This is a genomic window from Brevibacterium sp. Mu109 (assembly GCF_900169375.1).
Lineage (GTDB): Bacteria > Actinomycetota > Actinomycetes > Actinomycetales > Brevibacteriaceae > Brevibacterium > Brevibacterium yomogidense_A.
Genome location: NZ_FXZF01000018.1, coordinates 1 through 17,715 on the forward strand (window position 1 = coordinate 1; position 17,715 = coordinate 17,715).

Genomic DNA, 17,715 nt, shown 5'->3' on the forward strand with positions numbered 1-17,715 from the left:
CGCGGGGATCAACGGGTTCGTTTCTGCTCACCCCTCAATCACAGTCGGGAAGTGTCACCACCAAGACGCCCCACACTGTCACCGATGTCCTGATGCAGAACTGTCACCCATCTCTTGAGACATAACAAGGCGGTAGAGCAGGTTGTAGTTCTCCACTGCGAGCGGGATGCCCTGGCGGATGTCCTTGCCGAACCACGGGTAGACGGGACCGGTGTTGCCGCGGCCCATGGTGAGATCGACGCGTCCGCCGGCCAGGTGCTGCAGGTAGGAGTAGTCCTCCGCGATGCGCACGGGGTCCGTCGTCGTGATGAGGGTCGTGGCGGTCGAGAGCTGGATCCGCTCCGTCTGCGCCGCGATGTTCGCGAGCAGCACCGGCGGGTTCGCGGGTGCGACGAACGGCGGGTTGTGGTGCTGTCCGGTGGCGAAGACGTCCAGTCCCGCCTCCTCCGCATGCTTGGCGATCGTGACGACCGCCTTGATCCGCTCGCCCTCGGTGGGGGTGGTGCCGTTGGTCGGGTCGGTCGTGACGTCACCGATCGTGAAGATGCCGAATTCCATCGCTGCCTCCTGGCTCATGTTCCAGTCGAGTTGTTCAGACCTCAACTACTTACTGAAAACTTTAACCTATTAGAGGCGACGTTTGTTCCCCGGGATGCATGCGATGGGTCACCGGAAGCCCCGGAGGGGCAGAGTCCGCCCCTCATGGGAGGACGGAGTCCGACCGGAATGGGAGTGAAGGTGAGCCCGGAACGGGAGGGCAGGTGCGCCGGAGGCTGGAGCCTCGCACGCTGGAGTCTCAGCCGCTCGAGCCCTCGACCGTCACGTTGGTCGCCTTGATGACCGCGGTGGCGACGGAACCGACCTCGAGGCCCAGCTCCTCGACCGCTTCCGTCGAGATGAGGGAGACCACGCGGAAGGGGCCGCACTGCAGCTCTACCTGACTCATGACGCGATCGGAGACCACGTTCGTCACGAGGCCGGTGAGGTGGTTCCGCGCCGACCGCCGCCCGGCGCCCCCGTCAAGGGCATCGAGCCGCTGCTTCTCCGCGTTCTCCTTCGCCAGGGCAGCCAGCGACGCGCCGTCCACCATGACGCGACCGGCATCATCCGTCGTCGCCTCGATCTGCCCCCGATCGACCCACCGGCGGATCGTGTCATCGGAGACGCCCATCAGCGACGCGGCGGCGCTCACCCTCATCTGCGACATGCTGCGGCCTACACCTCCGCGGAGACCGGCTCGTTGCCCGCGATCGCGGTCCACCCGAGGTAGCTGCCGTCCAGTTCCGCGATGTCGTAGCCCTCCCTGCGCAGGGCGCTCGCCGCCACGCTGCTGCGGACTCCGCTCTGGCAGTATGTGACGATCGTGCCGTCCTGCGGCAGCGCGTCCGTGTGCCACAGGACGCGACCGCCCGACAGCTGCTGCGCGCCCGGCAGGTGACCGGACGCGTACTCCGTCTTGTTCCGCACGTCGAGCAGCATGACCCGGTCGAGGTCGTCCAGATCCTGCGGCGCCACGAGGCGCGGCGGCACCAGGTCCAATCCCTCGAGCGAGCCGATCCATCCCCGCACCGTGTCGATCCCTACGCGTACGAGGTGGTCGCGCATGCGCTCCGCGTCCTCCGCCGAATCGGCGAGCAGCACGAGCGACCGCACCTCGACCTGCGGGTTGTAGGCCCACGCGCCGAAGCTCGCGGTCTTCGCCGCACCGGGGATGTTCAGCGACCCGGGGACGGTGCCTTCGTGCACGAGGCTGTTGTGCCGGGTGTCGACCAGAATCATCCGGTCGGCCTCCAGCTCCGGGCGCAGGTCGTCCGCCGTGTACTCGACGAGGTCCGGCACCGAACCCAGCACTGCGGGCCCATCCCGGTTCTGCACCTTCATCCGACCGAAGTAGGCGTGTGCGTCGGGCTGTCCCGCCAGCAGCTCATCGAGGAACCCCTGCTCGTCGTCCTCCCGGAGGTACGGTGCCCACCAGGCGAACGCGCGCTCATATCCGACGGTCGTCGTCGGGATCGCACCCAGTGCCTTGCCGCACGCGCTTCCCGCACCGTGCGCGGGAAGCACCTGCACGTAGTCCGGCAGGGTGAGGAAGCGGTCGCGCAGGCTGGCGAAGAGCGCCTTCCCGCCTTCGAACCGGGTGTCCACTCCCCCGGCTGCCTCGTCCAGGAGGTCGGGCCGGCCCAGGTCGCCGACGAAGACGAAGTCCCCCGTGAGCATGAAGCCCGGCGCATCGGCCTGCCCACCGTCAGTCACCAGCAGGGACATGTGCTCCGGTGTGTGACCGGGAGTGTGCATGGCCTTCACCGTGACGTTTCCGAACCGGATCTCATGGCCGTCCTTCATCCGCACCGCGCCGTCGAAGTCGGCTCCGTACGTCCAGTCCTGGCCGCCTTCGTCGGACACGTAGACGGTCGCCCCGGTGGCTGCCGCGAGCTCGCGGGTGCCGGAGAGGTAGTCGGCGTGGATGTGGGTCTCCGCCACGCCCACGATCCGCATCCCGTTCGCCTCGGCGATGCGGAGGTAGTCGCCGACGTCCCGGCGAGGATCGATGACGAGCGCCTCTCCCTCCGCCTGGCAGCCGATGATGTAGCTCGCGTGTGCGAGGTCTTCGTCGTAGATGCGTTCCAAGAGCATGGGAGTCTCCCTGGTGTCAGCGTGAGTCAGGTCAGTCAGTCGCGGTGCATCAGCCGTGCGCGGCGATCAGCCGCGGCACTGGCAGCGGTCGGCCGGCGGCACTCCCTCGAGCGCCTCTTCGATGTGGTCGCCGCATCCCATCCATGTGGGCTTCTCACACGTCCGGCACGTGACTCGTCGGCACATAGTGGCTCCTTACGCAGCGTCGTTCCTCCGGTATACGTCCATGATGCTCTTCAGGAGCACGAACCGCATCTCGGGATCGCCTGATGCCTCACCGGACGTGGGAGTGATGCCTTCCCACCGGCACCACGAGCGGCTTGCCCGACACCGGGTCCTCGATGACACGGGAGGTGAGCCCGAAGACCGCTTCGACCGTCGTCTCCGTCAGGACGTCCTCCGGCGCACCCTGCGCGTAGACGCCGCCGTCGTGCACGGCGACCAGTCGATCCGCGTACCGGGCCGCCAGATTCAGATCGTGCAGCACCATCGCGATCGTCGTGCCGGACCTGCGGTTGAGGTCCGTGAGGAGGTCGAGCACCTCGACCTGGTTCGCGACGTCGAGGAACGTGGTGGGCTCGTCGAGCAGCAGCAGATGCGCCCGCTGGGCGAGCACCATCGCGATCCACACGCGCTGGCGCTGACCGCCGGAGAGCTCATCGACCGGGCGCTCCACCAGGTCGACGGTGTCCGTCACCATGAGTGCCTCTGCGACCGCGCGGTCGTCCTCCGCGGACCAGCGGGCGAACATCCCCTGGTGCGGATGCCGTCCACGGCCCACCAGGTCGGAGACGATGATGCCCTCCGGTGCGATCGGCGACTGCGGCAGCAGCCCCAGCACGCGCGCGACCTCCTTGGTCGGCATCGAGTGGATGTCCTTGCCGTCGAGCACGACGCGTCCGGCCTGCGGCGTGAGCAGACGCGCCATCGATTTCAGCAGCGTCGACTTGCCGCAGCCGTTCGATCCGACGATGACGGTGATCTCCCCGGGCACCAGATCGACGGCGAGGTCCCTGATGACGGTCCTGTCCCCGTACCCGAGCGTGACGTCCTGCGCGACGAGCGAATGGTCGTAGGTCACTGGATGCCTCCGGAGCGGGTCGAGCGGATGAGGAGGTAGATGAGGTACGGGGCCCCGAGCACACCCGTGATGACGCCCACCGGGTAGCGGGTCCCGAACGCGAACTGGCCGGCGAAGTCCGCGACGAGCACGAGCAGTGCGCCGACGAGCGCTGCGGGGATGAGCGGCGACCCGGCGGACCGCGCGGGTCCCAGCAGCCGCACCGAGATGGGGCCGGACAGGAACGCGACGAACGCGATCGGCCCCGCGGCCGCGGTTGCGAATGCGAGCAGCACCACCGCGAAGAGGATCAGCAGCAGCCGTGTGCGCTCGACGCTCACACCGAGCGCCGCCGATGCCTCCTCCCCCAGCCGCAGCGTGTCGAGCCCCTTCGACAGCATCGCGAGCGCAGCGGATCCGATGACCACCGCCACAACGAGCGGGACCGCTTGATCCATCGTCGAATTGTTGAGGTTGCCGTTGAGCCACCGCATCGCCGTCTGCAGGTCCCACTGCGCAGCCCGCGAGATCACGTATGAGACGACGGACTGGAGCATCGCGGCGATGCCGATTCCGATGAGGATCAGGCGAGTGCCCGACAGTCCGCCCTTGAAGGACAGGAGGTAGATGATCCCCGCGGTCACGAGCGCGGCGATCGTCGCGACGATCGACACGGCGGTCTCCGACAGGGACAGCATGACGATGCCGAACACCGCCGCCGCCGAGGCCCCGGAACTGATCCCGATGATGTCCGGGCTGGCCAGGGGGTTGCGCAGCATCGTCTGGAAGGTGATGCCGGCCATGCCGAACGCGACGCCGGCCAGCAGGCCCACCAGTGCTCGCGGCAGACGCAGCACGCCCACCGTGAACGAGGCGCCGGACACCTGCTCCCCAAGCAGCACCCGGACGACCTCGCCGGGACCGTAGAACTGGCGACCGAACATCAGCGAGACGGCGAGCATCGCGAGGACGAGGACCGTGAGCGCTGCGCACACGAGGAGGTAGCGGCGCCGCCGCGACCGGCGGCCCGCGGTGACGCGCTCGATGACCGACCCGACCCGGGCCTCGGCGCCGGAGTGGGCCTCGGCGGTCTGTTTCACAGTGCGCGCACCTTCATGCGGCGGACGATGAGGATGAAGAAGGGTGCGCCGACGAGCGCGGTGACGATGCCGACCTCGAGCTCCTCCGGACGGGCGATGATCCGGCCGATGACGTCCGAGGCGGTGAGCAGCACTGCACCGGTGCACGCCGACAGCGGGAGCAGCCACCGGTGGTCGGGGCCGAAGAGCATGCGGCACACGTGGGGCACGACGAGGCCGATGAACGCGATGGGACCGGCGACCGCCGTCGCGCCGCCGCACAGCAGGACGGCGCCCACGCCGGCGATGATGCGGGTGCGCTCGACGTGGACGCCCAGCCCGCGCGCCATCTCATCGCCGAGCGCCAGCGAGTTGAGCCCGCGCGCGCTCACGAGCGCCAGCACGAAGCCGACGAGGAGGAACGGGGCCACGCGGGCGATCGTGTCGAACGCGGCGCCGCCCACGCCGCCGATCTGCCAGAAGCGGAACGAATCCATGACCTCGACGCGCGGAAGGATGACGGCGGACACGAGCGAGCTCAGTGCGATCGACGTCGCGGCGCCGGCGAGGGCGAGCTTGAGCGGGGTCGTGCCCCCACGGCCCAGGGAGCCGACCAGGTAGACGAAGACCGCGGTCACGGCGGCTCCGGCCAGTGCGACCCAGATGAACGCGTACTGGTCCGTCATGTTGAAGAAGGTCATGCCGATGACGACGAAGAGCGCGGCGCCGTTGTTGATGCCGAAGATGCCGGGGTCGGCCAGCGGATTGCGGCTGACGCCCTGCATCAGTGCCCCGGAGACTCCGAGAGCCGCGCCGACGACCAGCGCGAGCAGGGTGCGGGGGACGCGCTGCGAGACGGCGGCCTCGGCGAGGGTCTCCTGCGAACCGGAGACACCTGCGACGATGTCCGCCCAGGTCACCCCGCGTGCGCCGAAGGCGACGGACGCGGCGGCGACGAGGACGAGAGCGACCGCGAGCGCGACGAGCGCGACCGCCCGCACCGACCACGACCGCTTCCGCCCGGTCAGGGCAGGCGGGGCAGGGGCGATGACTGGCGGCGCGATCGGCTGGGCGGTGAGGGAGCTCATGGTGCATCCGCGGCTGGGAGGCCGGATCAGTCCTGTGCGGCCTTCGCAGCGGCCGCGTCGAGGGTCTCGAGGTAGCTGTCCATGTACTCAGTATCGATGTTGAGCGGCGACGGGTTGGACGCGGCGGCTTCCGGGGCGTTCTCCGGCAGCCAGGCGATGGAGTCGCGTTCGACCGCGGGGATCTTCGACAGCAGCGGGTCGTCCTGGAGGGTGGCCTTCTGGTCGTTGTCCTCCGCGACGATGAGGATGTCCGCGTCCGCGAAGGTGTCCGCGGCGGTCTCCGAGCTCTCCGAGCCCATGAACGCCTCGTTGCCCTCGGATGCCGTCGTCACGGATTCGGGGATCTCCATGCCGATCTCCGGGAGGAACTGCACGCGGGGGTCACTGACCGTGAAGAAGCCGAACGTGCTGGCATCCTGCGGGTCCGCATACCCCCACATCGCCGAGGTCCCGGCCAGGTTGTCGTACTCGGCGACCTTCTCCTCGAGGATGGCTTCGTTCTCCTCGATGAGCGCCTGACCCTCCGCTTCGAGGCCGAGGCCCTTCGCGTCCTGCGTGATCGTGTCCTGCCAGGTGGAGCCCCACGGGGTCTTCGGATAGGCGACCACGGGCGCGATCTGGGACAGCGTGTCGTACTCCTCCTGGGTGAGGCCCGAATAGCCGGCGAGGATGACGTCGGGCTCCGAGTTCGCGATCGCCTCGAAGTCGATGCCGTCGGTGAAGTCGTAGGTGGCGGGCAGCTCCTCGCCCATCTCCTCGACCTTGTCCTCGACCCACGGCAGGACGCCGTTGCCGTCGTCATCGCCGTAGGTGGCCTGCTCCATGATGACGGGCACGACGCCCAGTGCGAGTGCGGCCTCGTGGTTGCCCCATGCGACGGCGGCGACGCGCTCCGGCTTCTGCTCGATGACGGTCTCACCGAACGCGTGCTCGACGGTGATGGGGAAGGTTCCGTCGCCGGATCCGCCTGATTCTGCTGCGGAGTCGGTATCGCCGCCTCCGCCGCAGGCGGAGAGGACAAGGGCGGCGGTGGCCGTGACGGCGGCGAGCGCAGAGCGCGTTGTGCGCATGGGCGGCGACTCCTCGTGAACGGAATGCGACAGTGGGGACGTCCCGGGATGCCCGGTCCGTCAGGGATCGGCGCGTGCTCGCGCACGCTCGACTCGGGAAGCATACCGCAATGAGATAGGAAGTCCTTACCTAATTCAGGTGAGGCTGACTTGAAGGGGTTGCGAGCCGATTCAGCAGGCCTGAGTCGAGAGTCAGCAGGCGCGAGTCGAGAGTCAGCGCATGACGGAGCTGAGCAGCAGGCTCGATTCGCTGTTGACGATGCCGTCGATCCCACGGATCCGCCGCAGCATGTCGTCGAAGGCGACCAGGTCGGGGCACGAGGATTCGACGACGAGGTCCCATCCCCCGTTGGTCGTATGAAGCGCCTGGATCTCCGGAAATCCGCGCAGCTCCCGGATGACGTGGTCCGTGGTCCTGCCTTCGACCTCGATGACGGAGACCGCGCGGACCTGGTCGATCTCCGCCTGATCGCGGACACGGACGGTGAAGCCGACGATGACGCCAGACGCTGTGAGCCGGTCGATCCGCTTGGCGACCGTCGCGCGCGACACACCCAGCATCTGGGCCAGCGTCGCGATCGGCTCCCTGCCGTTGTTGCGCAGTGCAGACAGCAGCCGCTTATCGAGGTCAGTGAGGCGCTCCATGAGCAGAATGCTATCTCCGTGCAAGCAGAGTGCATAGAGAGTAGTCAGAAGTCGCGCAGTTCTCCTCTATCGTGCGCACATCGTTCTCCGTAGCGTGATTGCCGCACCTCAGATGAGGCAGCACGACTGACACAGCACGACCGATGAGAGAAGGAGTGACCGATGACCCAGTTCCTCGATGTCGCACACACTGCCCAGTGGATCCACCGGGACGGCGCGGAGCGGATCCTCGCTCGCATGACGGACTACCTCGAAGAAGATTTCCTCCGGTGGGAGCAGTTCGACAAGATCCCGCGCGTGGCAAGCCATACCCCCTTCGGCGTCATCGAGCTCATGCCGACGTCCGACCAGGAGCTGTACTCGTTCAAGTACGTGAATGGGCACCCGTCGAACCCGGCCCGCGGGTTCCAGACGGTCACGGCGTTCGGCGTGCTGGCCGATGTCGACAACGGCTACCCCGTCTTCCTGTCCGAGATGACGCTCATCACCGCGCTGCGGACCGCGGCGACCTCGGCGCTGACTGCACGGGTGCTCGCACGTTCGGATTCGACGACGATGGCGCTCGTGGGTGCAGGATCGCAGGCGGAGTTCCAGGCCCTGGCCTTCCGGGCGGCGCTGGGCATCGAGGATCTGCGGGTGCGCGACACGGATCCGGCTGCGGTCGCGAAGCTGCGCAGAAACCTCGAGCCACTGGGCTTCCGGATCACGGAGGCAGCATCTTCCGCCGAGGCCGTCGACGGTGCCGACATCATCACGACGTGCATCGCGGACAAGGCGCACAACGCCGTCGTCACCCGCGACATGATCGCCCCCGGCGTCCACGTCAACGCGGTGGGCGGAGACTGCCCCGGCAAGACGGAGCTGGATCCCGGAGTGCTGGAGGTCGGGAAGGTGTTCGTCGAGTTCCCGCCGCAGACGCGCATCGAGGGTGAGATCCAGCAGATGGCTTCAGACTTCCCCGTCACGGAGTTCTGGAAGGTGCTCGCCGGGACGGAGGCCGGCCGGACGTCGGGAGACGACGTGACGATCTTCGACTCCGTCGGGTTCGCGATCGCGGACTTCGCCGCGCTCCGGTGCGCCCGGGACGCGACGGCGGGTTCCGATCTGCAGTCCACGATCGATCTCGTAGCGGATCCCGAGGATCCGAAGGATCTCTTCTCGCTCATCACGACTCTTTCTCCTGTGAGGTGAACATGACGCATCAGGCCCCATCCCGGGTGGTCCTCATCCGGCCTCACTTCTTCTCCCCCAATCCCGCGACGGCGACGGACAACGCGTTCCAGGCTCCGGCCTCGGGCGATCCTGCTGTGCTCGCGAGAGCAGCTCGTGACGAGGTCACGGCACTGGCGCGGGCGCTGGCGGAGGTGGGCGTCGAGGCGACTGTCTTCGATGACTTCACGACCACGACTCCGGACAGCGTGTTCCCCAACAACTGGTTCTCGACGCATTCCGACGGCAGCGTGGTCCTCTACCCGATGTACGCGCCCAATCGTCGTGCGGAGCGGCGCTCCGACGTCCTCGCACGGCTGACGGACGAGTTTCGGGTGCGGCGCGTCATCGACTACTCCGTGGCGGAGCGGGAGGAGAAGTTCCTCGAGGGAACAGGTGCGATGGTGCTCGACCACGATGCCCGGGTCGCGTATGCGTGCCGGTCGCGCAGGCTCTCGCCCGAGGTCTTCCGGGACTTCTGCCGCGAGCGCGGGTACCAGCCCGTCCTCTTCGACGCCGCCGATCACCGCGGTGTGCCGGTCTACCACACGAACGTCCTGATGAGCGTGGGGACGGAGCTCGCGATCGTCGGCAGCGGGATGATCCGTGATGATCGGCAGAGGGCCGAGGTCCTGGGACGACTGCGCGAGGCCGGCAAGACGCTCGTGGAAATCACCGAGCAGCAGGTGGGCAGGTTCGCCGGCAACTGCATCGAGCTGACGGGTGGTGGGCTGACCGGTGTTCAGGCGCAGCGCGCTGGCAGCGGAGCGCAGCACCTCGCGATGTCCTCGACGGCGCACGCGGCGTTTTCGGAGGAGCAGCTGGCGCGAATCGCGGAGCACGCGAGCGTGCTGGCAGTCCCGGTGCCGACGATCGAACGGGCTGGCGGGTCCGTGCGGTGCATGATCGCGGGGAACCACCTCGACCGGCGAGGCGCCGCAGGGGCTCACCTCTCCAGGCGAGCGCCCGCAGCGATGTCGGACAGCGAGTCGCTGGCCCCGCTCTCCGGCACGATCCTCATGAGGAGCTGAACGGCGTCGCTCAGCAGTGCGCTGAAAAGTCGGCTCTCCTGGCCCGGGATGCGGGCCAGGGGATACGACACGCACAGCGCCAGACGACGACCGTGGTCCACGTCGAAGGCGATCGCTGAAGAGCCGCCTCCCGCCTTCCGACCACCCCGTGTGATGAAGAGCTCTGACGGTGAGCCAGCAGCCAGGAGAGCATGCGCTCCGGAACCGCCGTCGCGCAGGGGGAGCGCCGTTCCCGGACTCTTCGAGACACGTAGGTCGTGCTTCGAGTCGATCGACACGACACAGGCGCGCCGATCTCCGTGAAGCATCCACAGCTGCGCAGACTCCTCCGTCTGGTCACGCAGACCCGTGAGGACCGCCGCCACCTCCGCGAGCGCATCGCGCCGTGGGAAGGGCCCGAGGATGTAGTGACCCGTGGCGGTGCGCACGATGAAGCCATGCGTGGAGAGGGCAGCGAGCAGCCGGTACCCCGTGGACCGCGACAGGTCGACTGCCGCGCAGACCTCGCCGGCGGTCATCGACGAGGACATGAGGAGGCGCAGGATCGCAGCTGCCTTGTCGAGCACGCCCACATCCGTCATCGCGGTCCCCCGCAGGTCGGCTGCGGTGCCGGGCTTCACGCCACGGAGTCCGACGGGGAATCCGCCACGGGTCGCGCAGCGGTGCGCGCCCTGCGCTTGAGGAGCATCCGAAGCAGGATCGGTCCGACGAGCCCCACCACGATGACGAGGAGGAATGTGAGAGACAGCGGGCGCGTGACGAACGGCATGAAGCTGCCACCGGAGATCTGGAGCACGCGCCGGAAGTTGTCCTCCAGGAGCGGCACCAGCACCATTGCGAGGATCGCGGGTGCCAGCGGGAAGTCGAACTCCTCCATGACGTAGCCGATGATGCCGAAGATCACGAGCATGATCATGCCGGACAGGCTGAACTCGATCGCGTAGGTACCGATGCACACGAGGACCAGGACGGATCCGAAGAGGATCTCCTTGGGCAGCTTGAGGAGCTTCACGAAGAGATTGACCAGCGGGAGGTTGAGCACGAGGAGCGCGACGTTGCCGATGTACATGCTCGCGATGATCGCCCAGATGAGAGTCGATTCGCCTTCGAAGAGGAGCGGCCCCGGCTGGAGTCCGTACATCGTGAAGACGAACAGCAGCAGGGCGGTGGTCGCGGAACCGGGGATGCCCAGGCTGAAGAGCGGGATCATCGCGCCGCCCACACCGGCGTTGTTCGCGGCTTCAGGCCCGGCGACGCCTTCGATGGCCCCCTTGCCGAACCGTGTGGGGTTCTTCGCGATCTTCTTCTCCATGACGTAGGACATGAATGAGGCGAGCGAGGGACCCACACCCGGCAGCACTCCGATGATGAATCCCAGAACAGAGCCGCGGGCCCAGGGGGCAGCGGAGCGCTTCCAGTCGTCCTTCGTCATCCATGGGCCGGCCTCGATCGTCTGGATACTCTGCTTGCGCCCGGTCTTCAGGCGGGACAGCTGGCGGATGGATTCGGGGATCGCGAAGAGAGCCATCGCGAACACGGTGAACTCGACGCCGTCCTGGAGCGTCGTGCTGCCGAAGGTCTGACGTGGCTGTCCGGTCTGGAAGTCCAGCCCGATCATGCCCACTGCGAGTCCGATGCAGATCGACACGAGCGCCTTCGCGCGTGACCCCGTCGACATCGATGATGCGAGGAGGAGTGCCATGAGCATGAGCACGAAGTACTCCGCGGCTCCGAACGCGCGGGACGCTTGGACCAGCAGCGGAGAGAGGAAGGTGAGACCGATGATCGCCAGGGTGCCTGCGACGAACGAACCGATGGCAGCAGTGGCGAGCGCTGCGCGTGCGCGCCCACGTTTGGCCATCTCATAGCCGTCGATCGCGGTGACAGCACTCGCGATCTCACCCGGAGTCTTGATGAGGGTGGCCGTGATGGACCCGCCGTACATCGAGCCGTAGTAGATGCCGCACAGCATGATGAGGCCGTGCATCGGCTCCATGCCGAAGGAGACCGGGATGAGGATCGCGATCGCACTGATCGGACCGATACCCGGCAGGACGCCGCAGATGGTGCCCAGCAGGACGCCCAGCAGCGCGAAGAACAGACTGGCGGGCTGGATCGCGGTTGCGAATCCTCCAGCGAGATCGACGAGTGTGTCCACAGCAGCCCCCTCAGCCGATCAGCCCGGCCGGGAGGAAGACGCCCAGGCCTTCCTTGAACGCGAAATAGATGATGACCGAGAACAGCACGGAGTAGAGGATGTTGCGCACCCACGCACTCCGGTTGTAGATCGACGTGAGAGCGAGGAGGAAAGCCGTCGTCGCGACGATGAACCCCAGCGGGATGAGGAGCACTGCATACGCGGCGAACAGACCCAGGTACACGAAGAGCCTGCTCACCCGGACCGGGGGTTCCACGACTTCGTCGGTCTCCGCATCCGCGGCCCCGGACGGTTGGGAGGACACCTCCGCTCTGTTTCCCGCGGCCGCGAGCATCGAGGCTCCGACGTCGTTTTCCGGCTTCGCGCGAAAAGCGGTCGCGGCGATGAAGACACCCAGCACCATCAGTGCGACGGCCACGATCGTCGGCAGGGTGTCGGGCCCCACCGGATCGTTCGTCGGCTGGATGCGGAACGTATCCGCCAGGTAGACGGCACCGATGATCGCGACTCCTGCGCCGGCGATGAGGTCCCGTCTGTCGTGCACCTTCATGGTGTTCTCCCTCGGAGCGCCGTCATCGGGAGTGACCGGCGCGCGGTTCCTCCCGATGACGGCGGTATCGGATCAGCTGCCGATGGCGGTCTTCTCGACGCCGTCGGCCACTGTCTGGTCCGCCTCGTCGATGTACGTCGCCATCTCCTCGCCCGTCTGGAAGAGCGGTGTCCACTGGTTGCTCTCGACGGTGTCCTGCCAGGACGCTGTCTCCACGAGCTCCCCCAGCACGCCTTCCCAGTACGACACAGCTTCTTCAGGCATGTCGGCGGGGCCATAGACACCGCGCCAGTTCGCCAGCGCGACGTCGTAGCCCTCATCGACTGCGATCGGAACGGAGTCGAAGGGAGCCTCGAGCGTCTCCGGAGCGAACGAGACGATCGGAACCAGGTCACCGGACTCCAGGACGCCGCGGAACTCGCTGAGGCCCGCGATCGCGACGGCCGCATCGCCGTTGAGGAGAGCGTTGGTCTGTTCGCCACCGCCCTCGTAGTCGACGAACCGGATGTCAGCAGGGTCGATGCCGGCGGCATCGGCAAGCAGCGCGAAAGGCAACCTGTCGTCGCCGGCGGCTGCCAGCGGAACGGACCCGGGGTCGTCCTCGAGCGCAGTCATGAGATCGTCGAAATCACCGATCTCGCCATCTGCAGAAGCCACGACGATGAAGTTCTCCGTGTAGAGGGTTGCGATCATCGTCGCGTCGCTGGGCCCGTGCTCACAGAGTCCTCGCTGGTTCATCGTCTGACTCGCGAGTGAGGTGATCGCGATGTCCGTGTCCTCTCCCGACATGCCCACCATCTGGGTGAGCCACGAGCAGCCGGTGCCGCCGGGCTGGTTCTGGACGGGCAGAGGCACGTCCGTGAGCCCCTCCTCTTCGAGAGACGAGACCATGGCGCGTGCCGTCGTGTCCCAGCCGGAACCGGGTTCGGCTGGGGCCGTGACGTTGATGGGCTGCGCCGGGTAGTCACCGCCCCCTGCGCTGCCACCATCGGAGCCGCAGGCGCTCAGCGCGAGCAGTGCGGTCGCGCCCATGGCGAGCGGGGCCACGACCTTGCGTGGGAATGAGGACTTCATCGTTCTCCTGCTTTCCTTCATGGGTTGTTCCGCTTCCTGAGGGGATCCAGGACCTCGGCATCGTGCTCCCCGGGGAAGGGGACCTCCGATCTCTTCTCCAGCCGCTGTCCGTCGATCAGCAGGGGCAACAGCGGGACGAGTGCGCTGTCGGACCCCGAGGTCTGCGTCTCGACCAGCCCACCGGTCTGCGTGAGGTGGGGGTCGTCGACCAGGTCGCTCGGAGTGTTGACGCGCGCGTACGACAGATCCGCTTCGTCGCAGATCCGCTCGATCTCCTCCAGCGGCAGCTCGTCCAGACGTCGCTGGAGACTCTCGTGGATCGTCTGCCGCGCAGCGACGCGGCCCGTGTTGGTGGCGAGCGTGATGTCGGAGGCCAGGTCGTCCAGCCCGAATGCCCGGCACATGGAGGCGAACTGCGTGTCCGACACCGCGGCGACGAAGATCTGTCCTCCGCCCGCGGTGCGGAAGATGTCGTAGACCGCCCAGGCGGGGATGCGGTTGGACATCGGCTGGACCTCTTCACCGGTCGTCTGTGCCTGGACCATGTGATTGCCGACGAGGAAGACGTTGTTCTCGAAGAGGGAGCTGGTGAGGTGGGCGCCTTCCCCCGTGATCTCGCGGGTTCGCAGTGCCCCCTGGATGCCGATCACGCCGAACATCCCACCCATGATGTCGTTCACCGACGCTCCGGCCCGCAGTGGGCGACCGGGCGGACCCGTCATGTAGGCGAGCCCGCCCAGCATCTGGACGACCTCGTCGAGGGCCGAGCGGTCGCCATAGGGCCCTGGTAGGAACCCCTTGAGTGAGCAGTAGACGAGTCCGGGATTGCGCGCTTTGAGCGTTTCGTAGCCCAACCCGTAGGACTGCATCTTGCCACCGCGGAAGTTCTCCACCAGCACGTCGGAGGTGTCCAGCAGTGCCAGCAGGATATCCAGGTCCTCCGCATCGTGGATGTCGAGCTGGATGCTCTTCTTGTTGCGGTTGAACGTCGCGAACAGCCCCGAGCCGGACCCGGGCAGACGGCGTGTCTTGTCGCCGTCACCGCGCGGCTCGACCTTGATGACCTCGGCGCCCAGGTCCGCGAGGATCATGCCGCAGCTGGGCCCCATGACCATGTGGGAGAGTTCGACGACGCGGATTCCCTCGAGTGGAAGTGTCATGCTCGTCCTCCCTGCGAGGCGATAGCGACGGCCTCCGGTGTGAAAGCCGCCGGCGGGGCGGGGATCTCCGACAGGCTGGAGGTCAGCGAGTGCGCGACCGCGGCAATGAGTGGTTCTCTCACACGGGAGAGCAGCTCGCCGTCCACTCCCGTCTCCACACCTTCGCGATGGAGCAGATGGACGAGGTCGTCGGTGCCGATGTTGCCGGCCGCTCCCGGGGCGAACGGGCAACCGCCCAGACCGCCCACTGTCGCATCGAATCGGTCGATCCCGAGGTCCAGCGCTGCGAGGACGTTGGCCATGCCGAAGTTAAAGGTGTCGTGGAGATGGAGGTTGATCGGATGGCCGGGATACGACCGCTGTACGGCGCGGGTGTTGCGCGCGACGAGGCTGGGGTTCGCGTTGCCGATCGTGTCCGCGAGTCCGATGCCCTCGGCTCCCGCGTCCACGAACGGGCGCAGAACCTCGACGAGGCGGTCGGCGTCGGTGATCCCGTCGAAAGGACAGATGAAGCTCACCGCTGTGGAAATGTCGAAGGAGACGCCGCCGCTCGTGAGGACGGCGACGGAGTCGAGGATCCGCTCCGTCGCCTGTGCCACGGTCGAATCGGCGTTGGACTGTGAGTGCCCTTCGGAGACGGACACGACGAGCTTCACGCGTCGGGCTCCAGCGGCGACGGCGCGCTCGGCGCCGCGGCGGTTGAACACGAGACCGTAGAGATCGACGCCGCGTGCCTCAGCGAGCGGACCCAGCTGGTCGAATAGCGCATCGGTGTCCGCCATCTGCGGGACCTTCTTCGGATGCACGAATGCACCGATCTCGAGCTGTTTGAGGCCCGCATCCATGAGGAGGGAGGCAATCTCCACCTTCGCCGCAGTGGACGGGATCTCCTTCTCGATCTGCAGACCGTCCCTCAGAGTGGTGTCAAGGATCGCCACCGAGGTGGGGCGTGCAGGATCCTTCTGATCAGCTGTACCGAGCGCTCCGTGTGCCATCGAGTGATCAAACCCTTCGTGTTCCCGGAATCCGGGAACTGCTCGCCGTTGAGAAGAAGTGCATCAAAGCCTGAGAAGAACATAGGAACTCACCATCCCGGGCGCAAGAGGACGCGACAAGCTCTCACCATTCGAGAAACTACGGCAATCGCAGTCACGCTAGTCCCAGATATTGGGAATCGCGCAGAGGTTCACGCGCCACGCCGATTCGCGCCCGGCCAGTGCCGTTACGGAGAGCCCGATACCGTTGCGGACAGCACCGACGAACGGAGACCGCATGACACCCACAGTCGTCCTCACGGGAGGCAGCGACGGGATCGGCGCCGCCGCCGCGCGGATCCTCACGACCCGGGATGTGAACCTGGTGATCGTCGGCAGATCTGCGGAGAAGACGCGGGCCGTCGCAGAGGAGACCGGCGCCGACTTCCACATCGGCGATTTCGCGCGCTTGGCAGACGTGGACCGGATCGCCACTCAGATCGCCGCAGACCACGGAAGCATCGATGTGCTGGCGAACAACGCGGGCGGGATCTTCCCTGGTCCCCAGATCACGGAGGACGGGTTCGAGAAGACCTTCCAGGTCGACCACCTCGCGCCGTTCCTCCTCACCCACCGACTCCTGGATCCGCTGCTGAAGGGTGGAGGTGCGGTCGTGAACACCGCGAGCATCGGCGCGAAGATCTTCGGTCGACTCGATCTGGAAGACATCCAGACGCTCACGACGTTCTCTGCGAATCGGGCCTACGGCAACGCGAAACTGGCGAACATCCTCTTCGCCAAGGGGCTGCACGAGCGGTTCGGGGCACAGGGGCTGTCCGCAGTCGCGTTCCACCCCGGAGTCATCGCGACGAGCTTCGCATCCGACGGCGGCACCATGATGAACCGGTTGTACCAGGGAGCGGCGAAGCGCCTGCTCACATCGCCTCAGCAGGGCGGCGGCACACTGACGCATTTCATCTCCGGCACCCCCGGCGCGGAGTGGGCATCGGGCGAGTACTACTCCGATCGCCTGCGGGTAGCGCGCACGAACAGTGCCGCCTACGACCCGGAGGTCGTAAGGCGGCACTGGGAACTCAGCGAAGCGCTGCTGCAGCGCAGAGGCTGGCTCTGACGCGGTTCAGTTGAAGACCATTCCGCCGTCCACCAGGATCGACTGACCCGTGATGTAGTCCGAATCGGATCCGGACAGGAACGAGATGACGTTCGCGACGTCTTCCGGCTCGGACAGACGGTCCAGCGTGATGTCCTTGCTGAACTGCTTCCAGCCCCACTCTTCGGGCTCGCCTGCAGAGTCAGCCGTGTCCTTCGCGAGCTTCTCCATGAGCGGAGTCCGCACGATGCCGGGAGCATAGGTGTTCACCGTGATCCCGTACTGGGCGAGATCCTGGGCCGCGGTCTGCGTGAGGCCACGAACAGCGAACTTCGTGGCCGTGTAGAGCGGGATGCCGGGATTGCCCTTGTGTCCCGCCTGCGACGCTGCGCTGATGATCTTGCCGCCGTGGCCCTGCTCCTTGAGCTTCGCCGTCGCCGCCTGGATGCCCCAGAGGACCCCCTTGACGTTGAGGTCGAAGATCGTGTCGAAATCCTTCTCCGTCACATCTTCGACGGAGATCTGTGGGGCGATGCCGGCGTTGTTGATGATGACGTCGAAGCCGCCCAGTTCATGCACTGTCTCATCGACTGCGGCGAAGACGCTGTCGCGATCCGTCGCGTTGACATACACGGAGACCGCGCCGTTCTCCTTGCCTCCCAGAGCATCAGCGACTTCGTTCGCCGTCTCCGAGTTGAAATCACCGATGGCCACCTTGAAGCCGTCGCGGTGCAGGCGTTCGGCGGCGGCACGGCCGATGCCCTGCCCCGCGCCGACCACTAGTACGACCTTGCCGTTCTCCGTGCGTGCCACGAGACGATCACTCCTTCATCCGAGTTACTGTGCGCTGTCACTCGGTATAACAAGTTTAT

Annotated in this window: 17 protein-coding genes and 1 pseudogene; 3 read left to right on the forward strand and 15 right to left on the reverse strand. The window is 66.8% G+C overall.

The features are described from left to right. Nucleotides 1-126: 126 nt before the first annotated feature. The 8 genes and pseudogenes from BSP109_RS11455 to BSP109_RS11490 all read right to left on the reverse strand — a co-directional run. A pseudogene (locus BSP109_RS11455) lies at nucleotides 127-558 on the reverse strand (LLM class flavin-dependent oxidoreductase); the annotation flags it as partial. Between the two features lie 238 nt (nucleotides 559-796). Further along, nucleotides 797-1,207, reverse strand: coding sequence for a molybdopterin-binding protein (locus BSP109_RS11460; protein ID WP_101600735.1), 411 nt, complete (start codon nucleotides 1,205-1,207; stop codon nucleotides 797-799). An 8-nt stretch (nucleotides 1,208-1,215) separates the two neighbouring features. After that, complete coding sequence (locus BSP109_RS11465) at nucleotides 1,216-2,634, reverse strand: rhodanese-like domain-containing protein (protein WP_101600737.1); 1,419 nt, start codon at nucleotides 2,632-2,634, stop codon at nucleotides 1,216-1,218. 274 nt (nucleotides 2,635-2,908) lie between these two features. Beyond that, a complete protein-coding gene (locus BSP109_RS11470) occupies nucleotides 2,909-3,715 on the reverse strand; it encodes an ABC transporter ATP-binding protein (RefSeq protein ID WP_101600738.1) in 807 nt (268 codons plus the stop codon). Beyond that, entirely contained in the window at nucleotides 3,712-4,794 is a 1,083-nt protein-coding gene (locus BSP109_RS11475; RefSeq protein ID WP_101600740.1) for an iron chelate uptake ABC transporter family permease subunit, read from the reverse strand. Before BSP109_RS11475 ends, BSP109_RS11470 begins: the two co-directional genes overlap by 4 nt. Then, entirely contained in the window at nucleotides 4,791-5,861 is a 1,071-nt protein-coding gene (locus BSP109_RS11480; RefSeq protein WP_101600742.1) for an iron ABC transporter permease, read from the reverse strand. Before BSP109_RS11480 ends, BSP109_RS11475 begins: the two co-directional genes overlap by 4 nt. 26 nt (nucleotides 5,862-5,887) lie before the next feature. Beyond that, nucleotides 5,888-6,931, reverse strand: coding sequence for an iron-siderophore ABC transporter substrate-binding protein (locus BSP109_RS11485; protein WP_101600744.1), 1,044 nt, complete (start codon nucleotides 6,929-6,931; stop codon nucleotides 5,888-5,890). 213 nt (nucleotides 6,932-7,144) lie between these two features. Further along, nucleotides 7,145-7,576, reverse strand: a complete 432-nt coding sequence (locus BSP109_RS11490; RefSeq protein ID WP_101600745.1) for an Lrp/AsnC family transcriptional regulator — start codon at nucleotides 7,574-7,576, stop codon at nucleotides 7,145-7,147. A gap of 162 nt (nucleotides 7,577-7,738) precedes the next feature. Here BSP109_RS11490 and BSP109_RS11495 point away from each other — a divergent pair, with 162 nt between their 5' ends. Together BSP109_RS11495 and ctlX are read left to right on the forward strand one after the other, a co-directional pair. Further along, nucleotides 7,739-8,767, forward strand: coding sequence for an ornithine cyclodeaminase (locus BSP109_RS11495; protein WP_101600747.1), 1,029 nt, complete (start codon nucleotides 7,739-7,741; stop codon nucleotides 8,765-8,767). Nucleotides 8,768-8,769: 2 nt separating this feature from the next. After that, a complete protein-coding gene (ctlX, locus tag BSP109_RS11500; RefSeq protein WP_101600749.1) occupies nucleotides 8,770-9,816 on the forward strand; it encodes a citrulline utilization hydrolase CtlX in 1,047 nt (348 codons plus the stop codon). Here ctlX and BSP109_RS11505 read toward each other — a convergent pair. The 6 genes from BSP109_RS11505 to BSP109_RS11530 all read right to left on the reverse strand — a co-directional run bounded on the left by BSP109_RS11505 (nucleotide 9,732) and on the right by BSP109_RS11530 (nucleotide 15,696). Next, nucleotides 9,732-10,436 carry a helix-turn-helix domain-containing protein gene (locus BSP109_RS11505; RefSeq protein WP_101600750.1) on the reverse strand — a complete coding sequence of 235 codons (705 nt, stop codon included), beginning with the start codon at nucleotides 10,434-10,436 and terminating at the stop codon, nucleotides 9,732-9,734. The two genes, ctlX and BSP109_RS11505, sit on opposite strands and share 85 nt — an antisense overlap. After that, entirely contained in the window at nucleotides 10,433-11,974 is a 1,542-nt protein-coding gene (locus BSP109_RS11510; RefSeq protein WP_101600752.1) for a tripartite tricarboxylate transporter permease, read from the reverse strand. Before BSP109_RS11510 ends, BSP109_RS11505 begins: the two co-directional genes overlap by 4 nt. A 10-nt stretch (nucleotides 11,975-11,984) precedes the next feature. Further along, complete coding sequence (locus BSP109_RS11515) at nucleotides 11,985-12,524, reverse strand: tripartite tricarboxylate transporter TctB family protein (RefSeq protein ID WP_101600754.1); 540 nt, start codon at nucleotides 12,522-12,524, stop codon at nucleotides 11,985-11,987. A 72-nt stretch (nucleotides 12,525-12,596) separates the two neighbouring features. Next, nucleotides 12,597-13,598, reverse strand: coding sequence for a tripartite tricarboxylate transporter substrate binding protein (locus BSP109_RS11520; RefSeq protein ID WP_101600757.1), 1,002 nt, complete (start codon nucleotides 13,596-13,598; stop codon nucleotides 12,597-12,599). A 17-nt stretch (nucleotides 13,599-13,615) separates the two neighbouring features. Further along, nucleotides 13,616-14,758: a CaiB/BaiF CoA-transferase family protein gene (locus BSP109_RS11525; protein ID WP_101600758.1), complete on the reverse strand. Its 1,143-nt coding sequence runs from the start codon at nucleotides 14,756-14,758 to the stop codon at nucleotides 13,616-13,618. Next, nucleotides 14,755-15,696 carry a hydroxymethylglutaryl-CoA lyase gene (locus BSP109_RS11530; RefSeq protein ID WP_257944668.1) on the reverse strand — a complete coding sequence of 314 codons (942 nt, stop codon included), beginning with the start codon at nucleotides 15,694-15,696 and terminating at the stop codon, nucleotides 14,755-14,757. Before BSP109_RS11530 ends, BSP109_RS11525 begins: the two co-directional genes overlap by 4 nt. A gap of 334 nt (nucleotides 15,697-16,030) precedes the next feature. Between BSP109_RS11530 and BSP109_RS11535 the strand changes: the two genes are divergently transcribed. After that, on the forward strand, nucleotides 16,031-16,864 hold the full coding sequence (locus BSP109_RS11535) for an SDR family NAD(P)-dependent oxidoreductase (protein WP_101600761.1): 834 nt from the start codon (nucleotides 16,031-16,033) through the stop codon (nucleotides 16,862-16,864). A 6-nt stretch (nucleotides 16,865-16,870) separates the two neighbouring features. Here the strand turns inward: BSP109_RS11535 and BSP109_RS11540 are convergent, their stop codons facing one another. Further along, nucleotides 16,871-17,656, reverse strand: coding sequence for a (S)-acetoin forming diacetyl reductase (locus BSP109_RS11540; protein ID WP_101600763.1), 786 nt, complete (start codon nucleotides 17,654-17,656; stop codon nucleotides 16,871-16,873). Nucleotides 17,657-17,715: the final 59 nt, after the last annotated feature.

What these genes read in the sequence shown, in the direction of transcription:
- BSP109_RS11535 (WP_101600761.1), top strand. Translation starts at nt 16,031, where the DNA reads ATGACACCCACAGTCGTCCTCACGGGAGGCAGCGACGGGATCGGCGCC.
- BSP109_RS11520 (WP_101600757.1), bottom strand. Translation starts at nt 13,598, where the DNA reads ATGAAGTCCTCATTCCCACGCAAGGTCGTGGCCCCGCTCGCCATGGGC.
- ctlX (WP_101600749.1), top strand. Translation starts at nt 8,770, where the DNA reads ATGACGCATCAGGCCCCATCCCGGGTGGTCCTCATCCGGCCTCACTTC.
- BSP109_RS11465 (WP_101600737.1), bottom strand. Translation starts at nt 2,634, where the DNA reads ATGCTCTTGGAACGCATCTACGACGAAGACCTCGCACACGCGAGCTAC.
- BSP109_RS11515 (WP_101600754.1), bottom strand. Translation starts at nt 12,524, where the DNA reads ATGAAGGTGCACGACAGACGGGACCTCATCGCCGGCGCAGGAGTCGCG.
- BSP109_RS11460 (WP_101600735.1), bottom strand. Translation starts at nt 1,207, where the DNA reads ATGTCGCAGATGAGGGTGAGCGCCGCCGCGTCGCTGATGGGCGTCTCC.
- BSP109_RS11490 (WP_101600745.1), bottom strand. Translation starts at nt 7,576, where the DNA reads ATGGAGCGCCTCACTGACCTCGATAAGCGGCTGCTGTCTGCACTGCGC.
- BSP109_RS11495 (WP_101600747.1), top strand. Translation starts at nt 7,739, where the DNA reads ATGACCCAGTTCCTCGATGTCGCACACACTGCCCAGTGGATCCACCGG.
- BSP109_RS11480 (WP_101600742.1), bottom strand. Translation starts at nt 5,861, where the DNA reads ATGAGCTCCCTCACCGCCCAGCCGATCGCGCCGCCAGTCATCGCCCCT.
- BSP109_RS11525 (WP_101600758.1), bottom strand. Translation starts at nt 14,758, where the DNA reads ATGACACTTCCACTCGAGGGAATCCGCGTCGTCGAACTCTCCCACATG.
- BSP109_RS11485 (WP_101600744.1), bottom strand. Translation starts at nt 6,931, where the DNA reads ATGCGCACAACGCGCTCTGCGCTCGCCGCCGTCACGGCCACCGCCGCC.